Annotated in this window: 16 protein-coding genes and 2 pseudogenes; 5 read left to right on the top strand and 13 right to left on the bottom strand. The window is 68.6% G+C overall.

Annotated elements, in window-relative coordinates; translation table 11 throughout:
- Positions 1-110 precede the first annotated feature (110 nt).
- Together KWI83_RS35565 and KWI83_RS35570 are read right to left on the bottom strand one after the other, a co-directional pair.
- Positions 111-284: a CsbD family protein gene (locus KWI83_RS35565; RefSeq protein WP_218518502.1), complete on the bottom strand. Its 174-nt coding sequence runs from the start codon at positions 282-284 to the stop codon at positions 111-113.
- A 342-nt stretch (positions 285-626) separates the two neighbouring features.
- Entirely contained in the window at positions 627-818 is a 192-nt protein-coding gene (locus tag KWI83_RS35570) for a hypothetical protein (RefSeq protein WP_218518503.1), read from the bottom strand.
- A 237-nt stretch (positions 819-1055) separates the two neighbouring features.
- Between KWI83_RS35570 and KWI83_RS35575 the strand changes: the two genes are divergently transcribed.
- Positions 1056-1211 (top strand): DUF6131 family protein, encoded by a 156-nt coding sequence (locus KWI83_RS35575; protein ID WP_218518504.1) that lies wholly within the window; start codon positions 1056-1058, stop codon positions 1209-1211.
- Positions 1212-1426: 215 nt separating this feature from the next.
- Here KWI83_RS35575 and KWI83_RS35580 read toward each other — a convergent pair whose 3' ends face one another.
- The 5 genes and pseudogenes from KWI83_RS35580 to KWI83_RS35600 all read right to left on the bottom strand — a co-directional run bounded on the left by KWI83_RS35580 (position 1427) and on the right by KWI83_RS35600 (position 4090).
- Positions 1427-1591: a hypothetical protein gene (locus tag KWI83_RS35580; RefSeq protein WP_218518505.1), complete on the bottom strand. Its 165-nt coding sequence runs from the start codon at positions 1589-1591 to the stop codon at positions 1427-1429.
- Positions 1592-1839: 248 nt separating this feature from the next.
- Positions 1840-2151: pseudogene (locus tag KWI83_RS39540) on the bottom strand (PRC-barrel domain containing protein).
- 138 nt (positions 2152-2289) lie between these two features.
- Complete coding sequence (locus KWI83_RS35590; RefSeq protein WP_218518507.1) at positions 2290-2502, bottom strand: DUF6381 family protein; 213 nt, start codon at positions 2500-2502, stop codon at positions 2290-2292.
- A 481-nt stretch (positions 2503-2983) separates the two neighbouring features.
- Complete coding sequence (locus KWI83_RS35595) at positions 2984-3490, bottom strand: hypothetical protein (protein WP_218518508.1); 507 nt, start codon at positions 3488-3490, stop codon at positions 2984-2986.
- A 48-nt stretch (positions 3491-3538) separates the two neighbouring features.
- Positions 3539-4090: a hypothetical protein gene (locus KWI83_RS35600; RefSeq protein WP_218518509.1), complete on the bottom strand. Its 552-nt coding sequence runs from the start codon at positions 4088-4090 to the stop codon at positions 3539-3541.
- Between the two features lie 320 nt (positions 4091-4410).
- Here KWI83_RS35600 and KWI83_RS35605 point away from each other — a divergent pair, with 320 nt between their 5' ends.
- Positions 4411-5379 carry a YihY/virulence factor BrkB family protein gene (locus tag KWI83_RS35605; RefSeq protein WP_218518517.1) on the top strand — a complete coding sequence of 323 codons (969 nt, stop codon included), beginning with the start codon at positions 4411-4413 and terminating at the stop codon, positions 5377-5379.
- Between the two features lie 473 nt (positions 5380-5852).
- Here the strand turns inward: KWI83_RS35605 and KWI83_RS35610 are convergent, their stop codons facing one another.
- The gene (locus tag KWI83_RS35610) at positions 5853-6674 is read right to left on the bottom strand and encodes a ribonuclease BN (RefSeq protein ID WP_374106446.1); all 822 of its coding nucleotides are present in this window, start codon (positions 6672-6674) and stop codon (positions 5853-5855) included.
- Positions 6675-7228: 554 nt separating this feature from the next.
- On the opposite strand from KWI83_RS35610, the gene KWI83_RS35615 reads away from it, so the two are divergent.
- Complete coding sequence (locus KWI83_RS35615; RefSeq protein WP_218518510.1) at positions 7229-8272, top strand: acyl-CoA desaturase; 1044 nt, start codon at positions 7229-7231, stop codon at positions 8270-8272.
- A gap of 367 nt (positions 8273-8639) precedes the next feature.
- Here KWI83_RS35615 and KWI83_RS35620 read toward each other — a convergent pair.
- The 3 genes and pseudogenes from KWI83_RS35620 to KWI83_RS35635 all read right to left on the bottom strand — a co-directional run.
- Positions 8640-8997: pseudogene (locus tag KWI83_RS35620) on the bottom strand (CoA transferase subunit A); the annotation flags it as partial.
- A gap of 116 nt (positions 8998-9113) precedes the next feature.
- Complete coding sequence (locus KWI83_RS39545) at positions 9114-9815, bottom strand: MFS transporter (RefSeq protein ID WP_256363270.1); 702 nt, start codon at positions 9813-9815, stop codon at positions 9114-9116.
- A 77-nt stretch (positions 9816-9892) separates the two neighbouring features.
- A complete protein-coding gene (locus KWI83_RS35635; RefSeq protein ID WP_256363271.1) occupies positions 9893-10303 on the bottom strand; it encodes a hypothetical protein in 411 nt (136 codons plus the stop codon).
- A gap of 10 nt (positions 10304-10313) precedes the next feature.
- Here KWI83_RS35635 and KWI83_RS35640 point away from each other — a divergent pair, with 10 nt between their 5' ends.
- Positions 10314-10586 carry a hypothetical protein gene (locus KWI83_RS35640; RefSeq protein WP_256363272.1) on the top strand — a complete coding sequence of 91 codons (273 nt, stop codon included), beginning with the start codon at positions 10314-10316 and terminating at the stop codon, positions 10584-10586.
- A gap of 211 nt (positions 10587-10797) precedes the next feature.
- On the opposite strand, the gene KWI83_RS35645 is transcribed toward KWI83_RS35640, so the two are convergent.
- Positions 10798-11028, bottom strand: coding sequence for a hypothetical protein (locus KWI83_RS35645; protein ID WP_218518511.1), 231 nt, complete (start codon positions 11026-11028; stop codon positions 10798-10800).
- Between the two features lie 620 nt (positions 11029-11648).
- Here KWI83_RS35645 and KWI83_RS35650 point away from each other — a divergent pair.
- Entirely contained in the window at positions 11649-11984 is a 336-nt protein-coding gene (locus KWI83_RS35650; RefSeq protein ID WP_218518512.1) for a hypothetical protein, read from the top strand.
- Positions 11985-12872: 888 nt separating this feature from the next.
- On the opposite strand, the gene KWI83_RS35655 is transcribed toward KWI83_RS35650, so the two are convergent.
- Positions 12873-15044 (bottom strand): hypothetical protein, encoded by a 2172-nt coding sequence (locus KWI83_RS35655; protein WP_218518513.1) that lies wholly within the window; start codon positions 15042-15044, stop codon positions 12873-12875.
- Between the last annotated feature and the right edge of the window lie 121 nt (positions 15045-15165).

The following is a 15165-nucleotide window of genomic DNA, read 5'->3' on the forward strand; positions in this document are numbered from 1 at the left end:
GCATGCGCAAACAGCCGGAGCGCCTGTCCCAGATCGACGCCCAGCTGTACCCATGCAGGTCCTCCCGCGTGCTTCGGCGTAGACCTGGTCGGGTCGACGGGGCGGAGTGGTCAGTGTTTGAAGGCGTCCTTGATCTTTGCCCCGGCCTGCTTGACGTTGCCCTTGAGTTGGTCTCCGCGGCCTTCGGCCTGCAGGCGCCGGCTGCCGGTGGCGCGGCCGGTTGTCTTCTTGCCGCCGCCTTTCATCGCTTCGGCCTTGTGCGCGATCTTCTTCGCGATACTCATGGGTGGCCACCTGGGTGAGTTGTCTGTTGGGGTTCGGTGGCAGGAATACTGTGGCGCCGACCGGTCAGCGATCTGCGCGTGCGGCCGCACGCCTGCTGGGGGTGGATCGGTGCCCGAAGTGCAGTCTGCTGCGGCGATCGCTGTCCGGGGCTCGAGTGCGATCATCGTGGGGTGAGTCGTTCCCCCGGGCATTCGCATTGTCCGCGCGGGCGGGCTCGCGTTGGTCGACCAGGTCGTCGCGGTCCCTCCCGGCAGAGGCCGTCTCGCGGCGCGACGGCTTGCGTCCGCGGTGCGCGGTGCTGCCACGGCGCGAGGTACGGCGTGCGCCGGTCAGGAGCAGGCTCAGTCCAAACATGGCCGCTCCCCGACGACGATGCCGTATAGGAAGAGCGTGCCGGTGGAGCCGGTCACGTCGAAGCCGAATACCGAGAACCCGCCGGTGACCTCGTGCGCGATGCCACTGTTGGTGACAACAGCGGCCACGCCGACGACTACGGCGGCGACCAGGATGATGAGTCCCAGGATGACGATCATGACGCGTCCAAGATCTGCGTCGTATCTCCCTACGGTAGAACTGCACCGTCCACGAGGCCACTGCGACAGGGACGGCATCCTGCCCCAGGATTGGTGGTCCACTCGCTGGAGACCATCGACCGCGATGCCGCTCGGCCGTCCCCCGTGCAATTCCAGGCTTCCGGTGTGGGTTTGCGCTGAAAGCGGGCGGGGGACCCGTCTGAGCAGGGGGATCACTCCGCGCGATCGGAGGACATCATGATCATCCTCGGAGTCATCCTGCTTGTCATCGGTTTCGTGGCCGAGATCACCATACTGTGGACCATCGGGATCATCCTGGTCGTCATCGGGGTCATCCTGTGGATCCTGGGATCGCTGGGTCACGCGGTCCTTGGACGACGGCACTACTGGTAGACAGCCTGAATCTGCGGATCGTGCCGATCTGTTCCTCGCACGAGCCGACGTGTGGAGCGTTCCTTGCTTGTCCGATCGGTTTGGGCGACCGCTTTGTTCTGTCGCCGGGTGACCGCACGCCGCTGGCGCGTGCCAGAGCTGCGACATGGGACGTGACGACCGGGTGGCCTTGGGGCGCCAGCGGGGGGCGGCGGGACAGCGTGTGCGCCGGCGTGTCAGCGGGTCGGGCGTCGGCGCAATGCCGACCGCAGGGCGAGGTACCCCACGTCGGCAAGGAGGAGCAGTACGCCTATGGAGAGCAGATACAGCATGCCCTCGACGGCCACGCCGATGATGCCCAGCACGATCGCGACGACAAGCAGGGCCAGGAAGAGGACCATGGCGCTTTGCCTCCTCGAGTGGAGGGGCCGCTCTCGGCGGCGGGCGAGTTGCGGTTCGCCCCTGGTGTCTTCAACAGCGCCTTGTCGCAGACGACCTTGACGTACGCCGATCCGACGGTCGCGCCGTCCGGGAGACGAAAACCAGGCGGCGCCGGCGGGCGGTCTGATCTGGCCGGTAGCCAGCTACCGGCGGGACCCGTACCGACGTGCATGAGGCGTCACATGTGCTGCCCGTAGTACTTGCCGAGCTACTCAAGGTAGTTGGTGTCGCCAGTGTGCTTGTCCTTGTCGAACTCGGGTGCGTCCTTGGTGCGGTCGACCTAGACCTTCTCTTCGGCAGTGTCGATCTCTTCGGCAGTGTCGATGCGGGTGGTGGTCCCGGCCGGGAGAAGCACGTGCTTGCCGAAGATCCAACCCCCGGTGTCGACGACGAGGTAGTCGGCGCCGACGTCGTCGGAGTGCTTGTCGATCTTGCCAATGCTGCCACCGGCCGCCTCGACCGTGAAACCGATCAGATCGGTTCCCGTCCGATTTCCCGACGCTGGGTGGTAGCCCCAAATGTTTCACTCACAACGGAATCCCCTCACTTTGCGTGACGCAAAGAGACGACGGCACCGATTCGTCGGCGAGTCTTGCGAAAGAAGCTGGTCCGCAGATGGCTTCCAGGAGTCCCGGCCGGGGGTTGGAGACCATCTGCTCTACTGGTTCCGCCCGCCGCCAGCGGTGCCCTTGGACCTGCTCTCACCGGCATTCCGGCCCTGCTGCTTGGCCTGCTCCTGCAGGCGCCGGGCCTGCTCCTGAAGCTTCTGACGTTCCTGCGGGTCGGTCGTGCGCTCCGCGGCTTCGGTCAGCTGCTGGACCTTCTCGCGCATCTGCTGTGCTCGGTTGCCGGATTCGCCTGCGACGTTCATAGTCACTCCTTGGACTGTAGGGAAGAGCGGGCCCCATCAGCCAACCAGGGCACCATTACCCCTGCATCCCGAACCGTCACCGTGCGCTATCGCCGCAGGCCCGTCTCCCCAAGACAGGGTGTTGGAAAGGTCGTGTGACGTACGTCTTCTGTTCCTGTGCGCCCGGGACCGGCGAACCGGCGAAGACGCCGGGCCCGCTGAGGGCAGCTCACGCGATGATGACGTCCGCGGTTTCGAAATCAGTCGCCCCGGAGGCGGTCGGTACTATCCCAGCCCCGGCGGCCGGCGCACCTGGTCATCGACAACCAGAGCCCCCACCCGTCCCGAGGTCACGCAGAACCACCGAGCGCGCGGAGAAAGCCGGCCGGGAGCGCGCGAAGAGAGCAACTCGGCAACCCACTAGCGAGAATCCGGTCATGGTGCGCCTCGCCGAGGTGCCCGCGAGGACCGGCCGGACGGGTCGTGAGGGCCGGGCCGGTGGTCAGGTGCTGAGCAGGCGGTCGAAGAAGGACCGGTATCGGCGCAGGGCCAGGCGCAGGTCCTCGGTGGCGACCTCCTCGCCGCGGTGCCATTGGCTTTCCAACCCCTGTTTGTGGTCGGTGAAAGTGGTGGCGAGCAGTTGCATGACCTCGGCGACGAGCCCGTCTGCCGCAAGGACCGACTGCTGTGGGTCATCGACGAATCCCTGCTGGATCTCCTGCCACCTGGTGCGGAGGTCTTCTGTCTCCTGGGGCCCGAGCAGCGGGGCAGTATCGGGTTCCTGCGCGGAGACGTCGTGTTCACCGGCTGCGGCGTCCGGTTCGTTTCCGGCCTCGTCCGTGATTCTGGTCCCGGGCGCGGCCCGGTCGGCATCGGGGACTGCCGTCAGGTCATCGCCCGTGCGCTGTTGCGGTGCACCGGTGCGAGGCCGGGCGATGTCCTCGGTGGACAGACTCTCTTCGGCGGGTTCGGGATACTCGTCGCGTCCGGATGGTGCTTCTCTCTGCATGTCCCTTCACCTCCATGAGGTGGTGGCACAATCCCGGCTAGTGGTCATTCACCGGCGTTTCTCATCCGGCGAACCGGTGCCGTCATGCAGCAGTTCCTCGAACAGCGCCCGATAGTGGACCATCGCGCTCCGCAGTTCCTCCGTCGAGGTGTCCCTGCCTCCGGCTCGCGCGTTGATCTCATGGGCGATGCGGTAGTGCTCCAGCGTCCGGGAGTGTTCGACCGAGAGGTCCCGCTTCTGTTGCTCGTAACTGTCGGTCGGGTAGCCGCGCTCGCTCATGAGCGTGGTCACGAGCCGGTCTGCCTCACCCACGGCCTGGTCTGGACGGTCGACGAAGTGCTCCTGCACGCTGGTCCAGTCCCGGGCGTACCGGTCCCGGACCGTCGAGGGCAGCGGCCTGATCTCCAGCGTTTCATGCCGCTCCTCCCTCGCGCGCAGGTCGCGGGCGGCCGCTCCACGGCTGTGCTTCGCCTCGACCGTGCGCTCGTATTCCGGCCCGAAACGCTCCCGCAGGTGCCGGCGCCGGGCCATGGTCCACAGGGCCAGCGCGACCAGAGCCAGGACGACCACGACAGCCACGATGATGACGATTGTGGACATCGCATCCTCCACTCATGGACAGCTCCACACCGGCAGCCAGATCTGGGGCGAACGAGGGGCACCGCCGCGGGTGCCGTCCCTTGGTGTGCCACATTCCAGGATTTCGCACATCGCCCCATTTGCGCCTTGGGGGCAAGTGGCGGATTGAAGGTCGTCGCGCGCGATACCTTTGGTGCTCGCCGCTCCCGAGGCCCTGGCCAGCGCCGGGCCCTCCGGCCACACGTGCAGGGCATCGGCCTTCGCCACGGAGGGCGGCGGGGGTTTCGTCGCCGCTGAATGTCTCTTCTCCCGCCGTGGGTACGCTGAGAATGGGTGTCTTCATGGAATGGCTGACACGGCTGCCTGTGATCGCACGGCTGATGCGTACGCACGTGTGGCGCGCGTACGAGCGGCTGGCCACGGTGCACTGGGCCCGGCTCGCCGCCGCTATCACCTTCACCAGTTTCGTCGCGCTCTTTCCGCTGATCACGGTGGGCGCGGCGATCGGGGCGAAGCTGCTGAGCGAGGAGCAGCTCGGGAAACTCCAGGACAAGATTGCCGACCAGGCGCCGGGCCTTTCCGGCCTGTTGGACCTGGACGGTCTCGTCGCGCACGCCGGAGCCGTCGGGCTCATCGCTGGTGCGCTGCTACTCGTGATCGGCGTCAACTGGGTCGGTGCCCTGCGCGGGTGCCTGCGCGCGGTGTGGGAGAAGGAGCAGGACCCGGGAAATTTCATCCTGCTCAGGATCAAGGACGCCGGGGTGCTGGTCGGTCTCGGCGCGGTCGGGCTGGTCGCGATCGGTAGTTCGGTCTTCGCGAACAGCGCGGTTGGCTGGGCCGCCGACAGGGTCGGGATCGAGGGCGGGGCAGGACGGGCGCTGCTGTTCTTCGCAGGACTGGCCATCGCCCTGCTGGTCAACTTCCTGCTGCTGATCTACCTGCTCACCCGGCTGCCGCGGGTGCATCCCGGCTGGCGCGCGGTCGTGGTCGCCGGCCTGATCGGTGCGGTCGGCTTCGAACTGCTCAAGCTGCTGCTGACCGGCTATCTGCAAGGCGTCGCAGGCAAGAGCATGTACGGCGCCTTCGCTGTGCCGGTCGCCGTCGTTCTGTGGATCAACCTCATGGCCAGGCTGCTGCTGTACTGCGCCGCTTGGACGGCGACGGCGGTGCAGCCCAGCAAAACAGCCGAGGCTGAGGACCCGGATTCGGAGTTCAGCCCCGCAGGTGACGACGCACCACAGCGGGCGGCGGCCGACAGCGGCGCACCAGCAGCACCGCGCCGCACGGCGCCTCCAGCGCGCGACCCGTAACCCGAGCGCGGTCAAAGCCGCCGATTCCGTGCTTGTCCTGCCGGTCAAGCGGGTCGGCCCCTGGCAGGCTCCACCGCCGTCACGAGAACGTCGACCGTCAGGAGACGAGGTGAGTGCCTGAAGGGCGGGCGGACGTGCCACGTTGAGGCTGCGGGACCCCGTACGGATGGCGATCACCGAGGCCACCACGGGGCGGTGATCGACCCATTGCAGCCCACGGCGGCGTTCCCGCGGTCTCTAGCGCGGTCCCGGTGACGCGTTGGACGCATGTGGGACTTGACGGAAGAGTCCCAGAGGCCGAAGAGCGGCGTGCCGAGGTCGCGCTGCTTCTTGCTGAGGTAGAAGCCGATGTGCAGGGCCTGATCGAGACACGCGGAGACCATGCTGCCAGCCCATCTCGGCCTCTTGAGGCCGGCCGTTCGCGCTGTGCGCCCTCTCCCCGGTCCAGTCGGGTGACCCTCCGGGTCCGTATCTCATCCTCGGCGTTTCAGTGCGTGTGTCACGCGCGGGATCTCCTCGTGCACCAGCCGGCCGACCAGGACCCCGCCGAAGACGACGACACCCACGCCGACCAGCCAGGACTGGATGACCAGGACGGTTCCGACGGGGCCGTAGGTGACGGCGTTGGATGCGATCAACGGTGAGAAGACGAGCCGGGAGAAGACCCTCAGGCCGAGCAGCCCGATCACGGTCGCTACCGCGCCGGGCAACAGGGCACGCCAGCGGATCCGCCCGCCGAGCAGCATGCGCTGGGACCACCAGATGAACAGGACGGCGCTCAGCGACGCGACGGCCCCACCCGCCAGGGGTTGGCGCTGAAACGTGGTGGTGGCGGAGACGAAGAGGTATCCGGTGAGGACGCCGAGCCACACCACATGCCACCAGCGGGCCGGCGGCAGATCCCAGGCCTTCTCGTAGCCGGTCTGCACCGCCGCCCCGCAGGTCAGGCCGAACACGGCGAGGGCGGCGATACCGAAGGCGGTCGTGGTCCGTAGTGCCTGGCTGGGGCCGGTGAACAGCTGCTCGACCTGCTGCCTGGAGGCCGTCGAGACGCCGAGCCCTTCCCCCAGCCACTGCGCGAACCCTCGCCCGTGCTCAAGGTCGGCGGAGGAGACGATGATCAGCAGCGGCACGAGCGTGAGGAACCCCAGCGCCGCGAAGCCCAGCGAACGCGACCCCAGCTCAAGATCCCTGCTCCGCCGCCATCCATGCCCGACTGGTGAACGGCTGACCATGCGGCGCAGCCGCCCGAGCAGAGATGGATGGCCTGCCCTGCCGGAAGGCGTCATGGGCATGGCTTTCGACTACCACGGTCGGTACCGTCACCGCGCGAGGCGCGACGCAGAGGTCACCAATAGCCTGGAAGAGCAAAGTGCTACCGGGCTCAGCGGGCTGCGACTGCCTGTGGGGCGGGTCGCACCGACCCGGATCAACGGCAAGCCGCCATCGCCTCCCAGCGCGCAGGGACCAGAACCGGCTCCCCGGGTGCTCCTGCCGGTTCGGTTGGGCAGGGCCACATCTGGCCGGGGCCGCTGCACGACGGAGCCGCCCGGCGGCCGCCCCATTGGCCCTGTGTGCCGAGTGCGCCGCCACCATCTTCGCGGAGGCGCGGCGATGCAGTTCTCCGGTTCAACAGGCTGTCACGGTGTGAGACCGGCCTGGCCGGGAAACCGGATGCTAGCGGCCTGCGCGGCCACCGGCCGGCAAAGCAGGCGTCGTCCTTGAATTCTCCGCAGGCGCGGGGGCGATTTCCCGTGGTGGCGGACCCGCTTCCATACCTGCGGCTCAGTCTGAGCGGGCCCGGGGCTGCACCGAGCCGCCGGCCCCCTTCGCAGAGAGTGTCACCATCATGATCAGGAACACCGCGGCCCGTCCCTCGCCGCCGGAGGCGTCCGGCAGCGACTTCGCCCGGCTGTCGAGGAAGATCACTGACGCTGGTCTGCTGAGGCGCCGCCCCGGCTATTACACGGTCCGGATCACAACGGTGGCCGGGCTCTATGCCGGCGGGTGGACCGCCTTCGCGCTCATCGGCGACAGTTGGTGGACACTGGCGGTCGCCGCCTTCCTGGCCGTCGTCTTCGGCCAAGTCGCCCTGGTCGCCCATGACGTAGCTCACCGTCAGGTGTTCCGTCGGCGCCGGGCCAGCGAGGTGGCCGGGCGGATCGCCGGAGCCGGTATCGGGATGGGCTACGGGTGGTGGCATGACAAGCACACCCGCCACCACGCCAACCCCAACCATGAGGAACTCGACCCCGACCTCGACCCCGACCTGCTGGTCTGGTCCGAGGCTCAGGCCCGGGTCGCCACGGGTCTCCCTCGTCTGATCGGCCGCTGGCAGGCGTACCTGTTCTTTCCGCTCCTGACGCTGGAGGGCTTCAACCTGCACGTGTCGAGCGTGAAGGCGCTGGCCAATCGCTCGCTCAAGAACCGAACGCTCGACGGCGCCCTGCTGTTCGCGCACTTCGTGACCTATCTGACCGTGCTGTTCTGGGTGCTGCCGCCCGGCATGGCGATTGCCTTCCTCACAGTCCAGCAGGGTCTGTTCGGCGTGTACCTCGGCCTGCTGTTCGCGCCCAACCACAAGGGCATGCCGATCCTGAGTGGCAAGGACCGTCCGGATTTCCTCCGCCGCCAAGTGCTCACCTCGCGCAACGTGCGCGGCGGCTGGTTCACCGACATTGCACTGGGCGGGCTGAACCACCAGATCGAGCATCATCTGTTCCCCAGCATGCCCAGCCCTCATCTCCGCAAGGCCCGGCCCATCGTCCGGCGCTACTGCGAGGAACTGGGGGTGGATTACGTAGAGACCGGTCTGATCGCCTCCTACCGGCAGGCCCTCACCAGCCTCCATCGGGCCGGAGCCCCGCTGCGGAACGCCCGCGTCCCCGCCTAGGGACCAGACGGGTCCTGGACGACGACTTCCCCGCGGCAGCCTTGCCGCCCCCAGCGCGCCTGCCCAGGGACCCAACCCAGCCGACTGTCCCGGGCTTTAGCAGCCGCAGTCTGCCGCGGGGAGCAGTGGCCGGTGAGCGGACACGCCGACCCGGGTCTGCGCGACCTCAGCCGGCGCGGCCCGTCGCCGGTCACCCCGCATCTCAGGCGAGCCGTGTGATCTACTCATCGGCGTCTGGACGACTCTCCGGCTCGCCGAACCGCCGGTGCAGGAGCCAAAAACTCCGCGTTCTGCCACATCGTTCCGAGCTCGATCTGGGCTCGCACCAGGCCGGTCTCCTCAGCCAGGGCCCTCATGCTGATCCCCTCGGGATGCCGCACGGCGCCTCCAGCGCGCGACCCGTGACCCGAGCGCGGTAGAAGGCGGGGATACCGGTGCAGCCGGCGCGCAGCCGTTCGGCGAGGGTGCCCTGCGGGGTGAGTTCCACCTCCAGTTCACCGGCGAGGTACTGGCGGGCGAACTCCTTGTTCCTCGCCGACGTAGGAGCCGGTCACCCGGGCGATTCGGCCGGCCGCCAGCAGGATGTCGAGGCCCTGGCCGTCCACGCCGCAGTTGTTGGAGACCACGCGCAGTCCGCCGACGCCCTGGGCGTGCAGGGCGTCGATGAGCACGGTGGGTATGCCGCACAGCCCGAAGCCGCCCACCGCCGGCGCCGCGTCCGGCACCGGGGAAAGGCATGAACAACGTGGACAAGGTCATGGCCTCGGCCGCCGAGGCGGTCGCCGACATGCCGGACGCGGTGTCCGGCACCGGGGCGGTGCCCGACCTCGTCGCACAGTGGTCATCGTCTGCGGCGGGCAGGTGGCACAGGCATCGGGGCGACGCCCTCGACGACGGTGTTGCTGATGGTGCCGATGCCCTCGACTGTCATGGTGACGCTGTCGCCGGGGCCGAGGGGTGGTGGTTCGAGGACGCCGCCCCGGCCCCAGAGTTCGGCCAGGCAGCCGCCGTTGCCGCAGGTTCCGGAGCCCAGGACGTCGCCGGGACGGATCCAGGTGCCGCGGGAGGCGTACGCCGCCATCTCCTCGAACGTCCAGGCCATGTCGGCCAGTCGGTCCCGCCCGACCGTCTCGCCGTTGACGGCGACGGTGAGGGCGAGATCGAGGAACCCGTCGGCGTCGCGGTGGGGTTCGAGTTCGTCGGCGGTGACGAGCCAGGGACCGAGGGTGGCGGAGGTTGCGGACACCAGGTAGCCGACGGCGGCCAGCAGCGCCGCGACGACGACGAGTTTCTTACGGCCGTAGCGGTCGCCCACGACGCCGAAGGTCAGCGCCAGGACGGCGGCCGGCACCAGGAAGGCGTCACTGATCCAGGTCAGTTCCGCGCCGGACGTCTGGAGCGTGCGCTGCATCTCGCCGTTGATCGCGGCGGGCAGCACCAGGCGGATCTGGGCCAGGCAGACGGCCAGACAGCCGACGACGATCGTGCCGGTGTGCCGGGCCGGTGCGGCCTCGGACGAGGCGGCGGGTGGGTCGTAGACCATGTCTCCTCCTTGGCGGGCTTGGCGGGTCGTACGGCCCGAGGGGGACGGAGGGGAGACCGTTGGTGCGGGGAGCGTCGTCAGAGGCCGGGGCAGAGCTCGGCCATGCAGCCGAAGAGCCCGGGGCCGTCGAGCGGGGGCAGTGAGGGGTCGAGTTCCCGGTAGACGGTGTGCACGTTGACGGCGAGACGTTCGCTCTCGTCCAGGTCGGCGAAGCGGCCGAGGTGGATGTCGCGTGCGGCGTCCATGGCGGGCATGCCGGCGGTGAACCGGGCGGTGGCCTGCTCGTGGACGTATTCGAGGTAGTCGCGGATCTCGCGGACGGCCTGCTTGGTGGTGACGGGGCCGTGGCCGGGTACGACGATGTCGGCGTCGAGGCCCAGCAGCAGGTCGCAGGCGGCGAGCCAGCGGGCGAAGGGACCGTGCCAGACGACCGGCGCCGCTCCGGCGAAGACGATGTCGCCGGTGTAGACGGTCCGGGCCTGCGGCACGTGGCCGATCGTGTCGCCGGCGCTGTGCGCGGGCCCGCAGGACCCGTCCCTGGAAATCGAACTCGCCAGGATCGTCGAGCAAGGGCGGCAACGCGGGGAGATCAGGGCGGGCGTCGACTGCGGCCAGGCCGGCCGACTGCTGGCCGCCTGCTACTTCTCGACGATCCTGTGCTGGATCCGCGAGGAACCGGCCCCCTTCGACCTGCACGAGCGCCTCGCCGGGGCACTCGACCTCATCCTGCTGGGCCTTCTTGCCGACGAGGCACATGCCGGGGAGCCCTGACGGTTCCCCTTACCGCTGCCTTGAGGCAAGAGGCCGGTGCCCCATATCAGCGGTTGACCAACAGCCGGAGCCCCGTCAGACGGTGGCGGGCAGAACGGATTCAGCACACATGAGGCCGGGAAACCCCGTGCTGAGGTCCCGTGCCCTTCTGGGCACGACTTGACCCGCCCACGCCGTTGCGACGAACTGGTGGTGGGCGGGAACTTGTTGGTCAGCCGGTGGCGTCGAGGACGGCGCGGACGACGGCCTCGGCGGTCTCCGGCCGGTGCGTCCGCTCCGGAGCGGTGACTGCTACGGCCACATCCCCCCGGTAGGCGGTGAACCAGCCCGTGATGGGCTCATCGCTGTCGGCGAACTGGTCGGCGACGCCTCCGAACGCGGCACTGCTGACGCCGGTGCTGTCGGCGTACGCACGCATCAGCGCCCGCAGTTCGTTCGCCACGTGGCCGGGGAGGGAGCGGTCGGCGTGGGCCGGAGTCTTCCCGCTGGTCGAATCCTGCCGGGGGCACAACGCGTTATCGCTCTGACCTGGAGTTTCTCCCCAGGGAGGGGTTCTGCTCGGCCTCGGACTTCTCGTCCGGGGCCGTTTGCGTGAGCGGACGGAGAGTTGATCTCCCACCCACAAGTCCGGCCCCCCGTGAACGCCGCCGACTCGAAGGAGGGACGTGCTCCCGTGCGGTGGTCGCTTCCCACGCTGTCGGAGATCGTTTCCCGCCGTACGCGGCGCGGGACGTCGTCGAGATGCGCCGTCGTGAGACGAACTCGTCGACGCTCACGGGAGTTTCGTCGGCGCCCTGCGTCAGTGGCGAAGAGCCTGGGCCGCCTCGCGCTCATGGCACGGCCACACGGGTGGTTCTGCGCGGAGCGCCTACACCCGCATTCGGCTTCGTGATGCCTTGGCCGCACAGGGAACTTGGGCCGGCCGCGGGGCCGACACCCTTGCTCGTTGGTCAGACGATCCGGCGTGCCGACGAGCAGCTTTCAGATATTTGCGCATTAACCTCTCGTCACCTTATGACGTGGCGGATCGCGTACGCGTCCGCTTCAACGCTCGGAGAAGACATGCGCAAGCCTCGCAAGACCGCTGTCGTGGCCGTCCTCCTCAGCGCCATCGGCTTCCTCGGCACCGGCACCGCCTACGCCGACGGGCACGGGCACAAGCACGGGCACAAGCACGGACACGGACACAAGCACCACGATAAAGAGAGCAAGACGCTCCTCATCAGCCAGAGCACCTCATGCAGGACGACCGAAGAGAACGTCGACGTACAGGGCCAGTCCGGGTTCGAGAACGGCCGAGAGGGCAACCGGTCCAACGGCGAGGGCTCGCCTGCCTCGCAGACCACCATCCTCGGCTCAAGCCAGGGCTGCAACAACACCGTCGTCCTCGGCAAGTAGCTCACAAGGGTCCCGGCGCCGGGACCCCGGGGCCCCTCTCTCCTGCCTCAAGGGGCCGGGTGGCTGTTTGTATCGCTTCCCCTCGGCCTTCTTCCGCTCGTCATAGGCCCTGGGCGCGGGGACGGCCAGGGCCACCGAGGACCTAGGATCCGGATCTGCGGGTGGCGGGGGCCATGCCGCGTAGGCGGCGAAGGTGCGGCGGTGGGGAAGGCGGATCCGCCGCCGACGTCGACGAGGTGCGGCTCGAGCAGTACGAATCCGCCCTGAGCCCGGGTCGCGATGCGGTGACCGTCTCACGGACTGCGCGGAACGTTCCGCACACACGAGGCCGGGAATCCCCGGGAACACGCGAGAACTGCGGCGTGTTTCCCGGGGCCAGACACCCTACGACCGACATCTCCGCAGGTCACAGACTCATCCAGGGAAGACTCCTGAAGCGGGTGTCGCAGGTTCGAATCCTGCCGGGGGCACAGGAAGAAGGGCCAGCTCAAGAGAGGTTCTCTCCCAGGCTGGCCCTTCGTCGTATTCGGGGTCGTGCCACACGCCTGCCACTGTCCCACCCGGCATCTCGTCAGATCACCCCCGCCCGCGCTCACGCCAACGAACCGCACGCATGGCAGTCACGACAGCGGAAGGGTCTGCGCTACTCCGTGACGAAGGGGGGACCGCGTCGGACTGCACCAACTCTTCCCGCTGCTGGTGCACGCCGTGCTTTCGGCTGTGGCTACTCGGAACAGGCCCTGGAAGCGGCTCGGGCGGCGCTCGCGCGGTGAGCGCGGGCACCGCCAGGAGCAGCGTCGAAGGCGAGGAAAGCGAAAGGACTTGAGTTCATTTGGAGTGAATGAGAAGGAAGCCCCTTCATGGCCTCGCCGTGGGCAACGCTAGCACTCAGCCCGGGATCAAGTCGCGCAGGTTTTCGAGGGTGATGACCCGGGAGTCCGGGTGCAGCCCCTCGGGGCGTTCGAGGCCGATGTACATCACGGGCTCGTCCGGGACCGGATCGCCGTTCCACAGGTCCACGGTCGTGGAGTCGCGGGACATCAGGTCGACCAGGTACCGCGTCGTCAGCTGCTCGCGCTCCACGAGGGCACGCACCGCCTTGGACACCGACACCTGGTTCTCCTCGACCCGGTTCGCCGACGAGATGCCCCTCAGGTACAGGTGCAGCCACTTCGCACGCCACCTGCCGTCGTCCCCGCGCTGGAAGACCAGAGGCAGCGCCACACGTCCCGCCCCACGCAGCTCCGACTTCATCCGCACCGCGCGCGGCTCGAACGGACGGCCCTTCTGCTCACCGTCGCGCAGCATGAACCCGAAGAACGACTCCTCGACCTCCTCGAAGCTTTCGCCCGCGTAGATGTTGACCTGCGGAACGATGAACGTGCTGCGCACCCGGTCCAGGGACAGGTTGATGAACTCCGAGGCCCCGTCGGGCGCCTCGGTGACATCGCCCGAGTGCTCGCCCCCGACGGCTGTGAGGGCCGTGTAGGAGAGCCAGGAGTCGGTGCTGTAGTCGCTGTGCAGAAGCAGGGCCGACAGGTCGTAGTCGGTCCGGTCCTCGGTCTCCTTCCAGTACACGAAGAAGCGCAGCAGTTCGCCGTCGACCTCCGAGACCGAACCCCGCGGCAGTACGCCGAACCCGGCCGCGGTCGCCCTGCCACTGAGCGGGAGCGCCACGTCGAGGACGTCGGGGTCGAGCAACAGCCGGCCCGGCGCCGGGAGCCGACGGCGCATCTCGGCGTCGAGGGCGGCGATCAGACGGCCGCGGTCGGCGGCCGGTACCGGAGGCCGGACGTCGGGGGTCACCCAGGCGCGGCCCCGGCGGTTGACGAAGATGCGGGGTTCGTCGGTCTCCCGCTCCCGGTTGTGGAAGTGCTCACGGACCGAGAGGACGACCCGGCCGGAGACCTCGGGAGCGACCTCCACCGCGGCGGCCACCACCGCGTCCCGCTCCTCCTGGTCGGCGGCGATACGCAGCAGGAGGTCCAGGGCGCGGAACAGCTTGCCGGGAGCGGACTTCAGCAGCTTGACCGCACCGGTGACGTCGAACTCGTCGAGCAGCTTCTCGACGCGGCTGTCGAAGGACCGCGCCTCCTTCTCGCCCCGTGCGACGGCGAACACATCGGCGGCGTGTGGCCAGCACGGGTACTCGTGTGGATGGAGACGCTCACCGAGCCGCTTGAAGGGCTCCCGGTGCGCGTGCACATCGGCGAGCTTCGCCGGGTTCGCCGCGACCACCGCGTCGAGGCCCGCGAGCAGCCCCCGGCGCACCGGCCGCGACAGCGTCCGGAACCGGGTCGGCTCCTGGAGCGTCACGTCGCCGCCCGACAGTGCGCAGGCCAGACGCAGCACATCGGTGACGGTGTCCAGCAGGAGGTCGGCGCCGACGCCTAGGCGGGCCTCGTTGACGACCGCCCGGTTCTCCCGGACGGGGATCGACTCCGGCTGGGGGCCGAGCGCGCATCGCTCGGCGAGGGTCTTGAGGTCGCGCAGGTGGTCCTCGCCCAGTGGCGTCGTGCTGCCCGCCAAGGCCAGGTACAGGTCCGTGAGTTCGTCGTCCAAGTCCCGCCCGAGGTGCAGGACGGTCACCCGGTCACCCGCCGAGGCGATCAGCTCGTCCTGCGCCGCGATCATCTCCTCGTAGGTGTGCTGGTAGCGGCCGTACGTGGGGAGGCTGAGCAGGTCCAACACCCCGTGCGCCAGCTGCGTCAGCACGTTCTCGCGCGACGTGTCGTCGCCGAGCGCCTTCGTCACACACCGCATCCAGAACTCTTCGGTGTCCGGCACGTTCGCCGGAAAGTCGATGAAGTACGAGTTGTGCCGGACGTGGTCGCCCACCATCTCGCTCACGGTGCGCAGCGTTCGCTTGGCGGTGTGCACGACTGCGGCCTCCGACAGCTCTGACAGCCGCTCCAGCAGCTCGGCCGAGAGCTTGAAGCCCACGGATGCCAGCGCCGCGTCGAACTGCCGTGCGACGGTGGCTCCTTCCCCGGCAGATCCCTTGGGGGAGGAAAGGCGGTGGGTGTGCCGGATGACCAGCGATTCGAGACTGTGCGCCATTCGGGGATGATCGCAGAGGTGCGCGAGCCGACGCACAGGAGTTTTTGTACGCGCTCCGACGCCGTGATCAAACTGCCACAAGATCATCTCATTCGCGACCGACAGTTGCGGGACAGCCTTA

Source organism: Streptomyces sp. TRM70350 (genome assembly GCF_019219825.1).
GTDB lineage: Bacteria > Actinomycetota > Actinomycetes > Streptomycetales > Streptomycetaceae > Streptomyces.

What these genes read in the sequence shown, in the direction of transcription:
- KWI83_RS35565 (WP_218518502.1), bottom strand. Translation starts at nt 284, where the DNA reads ATGAGTATCGCGAAGAAGATCGCGCACAAGGCCGAAGCGATGAAAGGC.
- KWI83_RS35570 (WP_218518503.1), bottom strand. Translation starts at nt 818, where the DNA reads ATGATCGTCATCCTGGGACTCATCATCCTGGTCGCCGCCGTAGTCGTC.
- KWI83_RS35575 (WP_218518504.1), top strand. Translation starts at nt 1,056, where the DNA reads ATGATCATCCTCGGAGTCATCCTGCTTGTCATCGGTTTCGTGGCCGAG.
- KWI83_RS35580 (WP_218518505.1), bottom strand. Translation starts at nt 1,591, where the DNA reads ATGGTCCTCTTCCTGGCCCTGCTTGTCGTCGCGATCGTGCTGGGCATC.
- KWI83_RS35590 (WP_218518507.1), bottom strand. Translation starts at nt 2,502, where the DNA reads ATGAACGTCGCAGGCGAATCCGGCAACCGAGCACAGCAGATGCGCGAG.
- KWI83_RS35595 (WP_218518508.1), bottom strand. Translation starts at nt 3,490, where the DNA reads ATGCAGAGAGAAGCACCATCCGGACGCGACGAGTATCCCGAACCCGCC.
- KWI83_RS35600 (WP_218518509.1), bottom strand. Translation starts at nt 4,090, where the DNA reads ATGTCCACAATCGTCATCATCGTGGCTGTCGTGGTCGTCCTGGCTCTG.
- KWI83_RS35605 (WP_218518517.1), top strand. Translation starts at nt 4,411, where the DNA reads ATGGAATGGCTGACACGGCTGCCTGTGATCGCACGGCTGATGCGTACG.
- KWI83_RS35610 (WP_374106446.1), bottom strand. Translation starts at nt 6,674, where the DNA reads ATGCCCATGACGCCTTCCGGCAGGGCAGGCCATCCATCTCTGCTCGGG.
- KWI83_RS35615 (WP_218518510.1), top strand. Translation starts at nt 7,229, where the DNA reads ATGATCAGGAACACCGCGGCCCGTCCCTCGCCGCCGGAGGCGTCCGGC.
- KWI83_RS39545 (WP_256363270.1), bottom strand. Translation starts at nt 9,815, where the DNA reads ATGGTCTACGACCCACCCGCCGCCTCGTCCGAGGCCGCACCGGCCCGG.
- KWI83_RS35650 (WP_218518512.1), top strand. Translation starts at nt 11,649, where the DNA reads ATGCGCAAGCCTCGCAAGACCGCTGTCGTGGCCGTCCTCCTCAGCGCC.
- KWI83_RS35655 (WP_218518513.1), bottom strand. Translation starts at nt 15,044, where the DNA reads ATGGCGCACAGTCTCGAATCGCTGGTCATCCGGCACACCCACCGCCTT.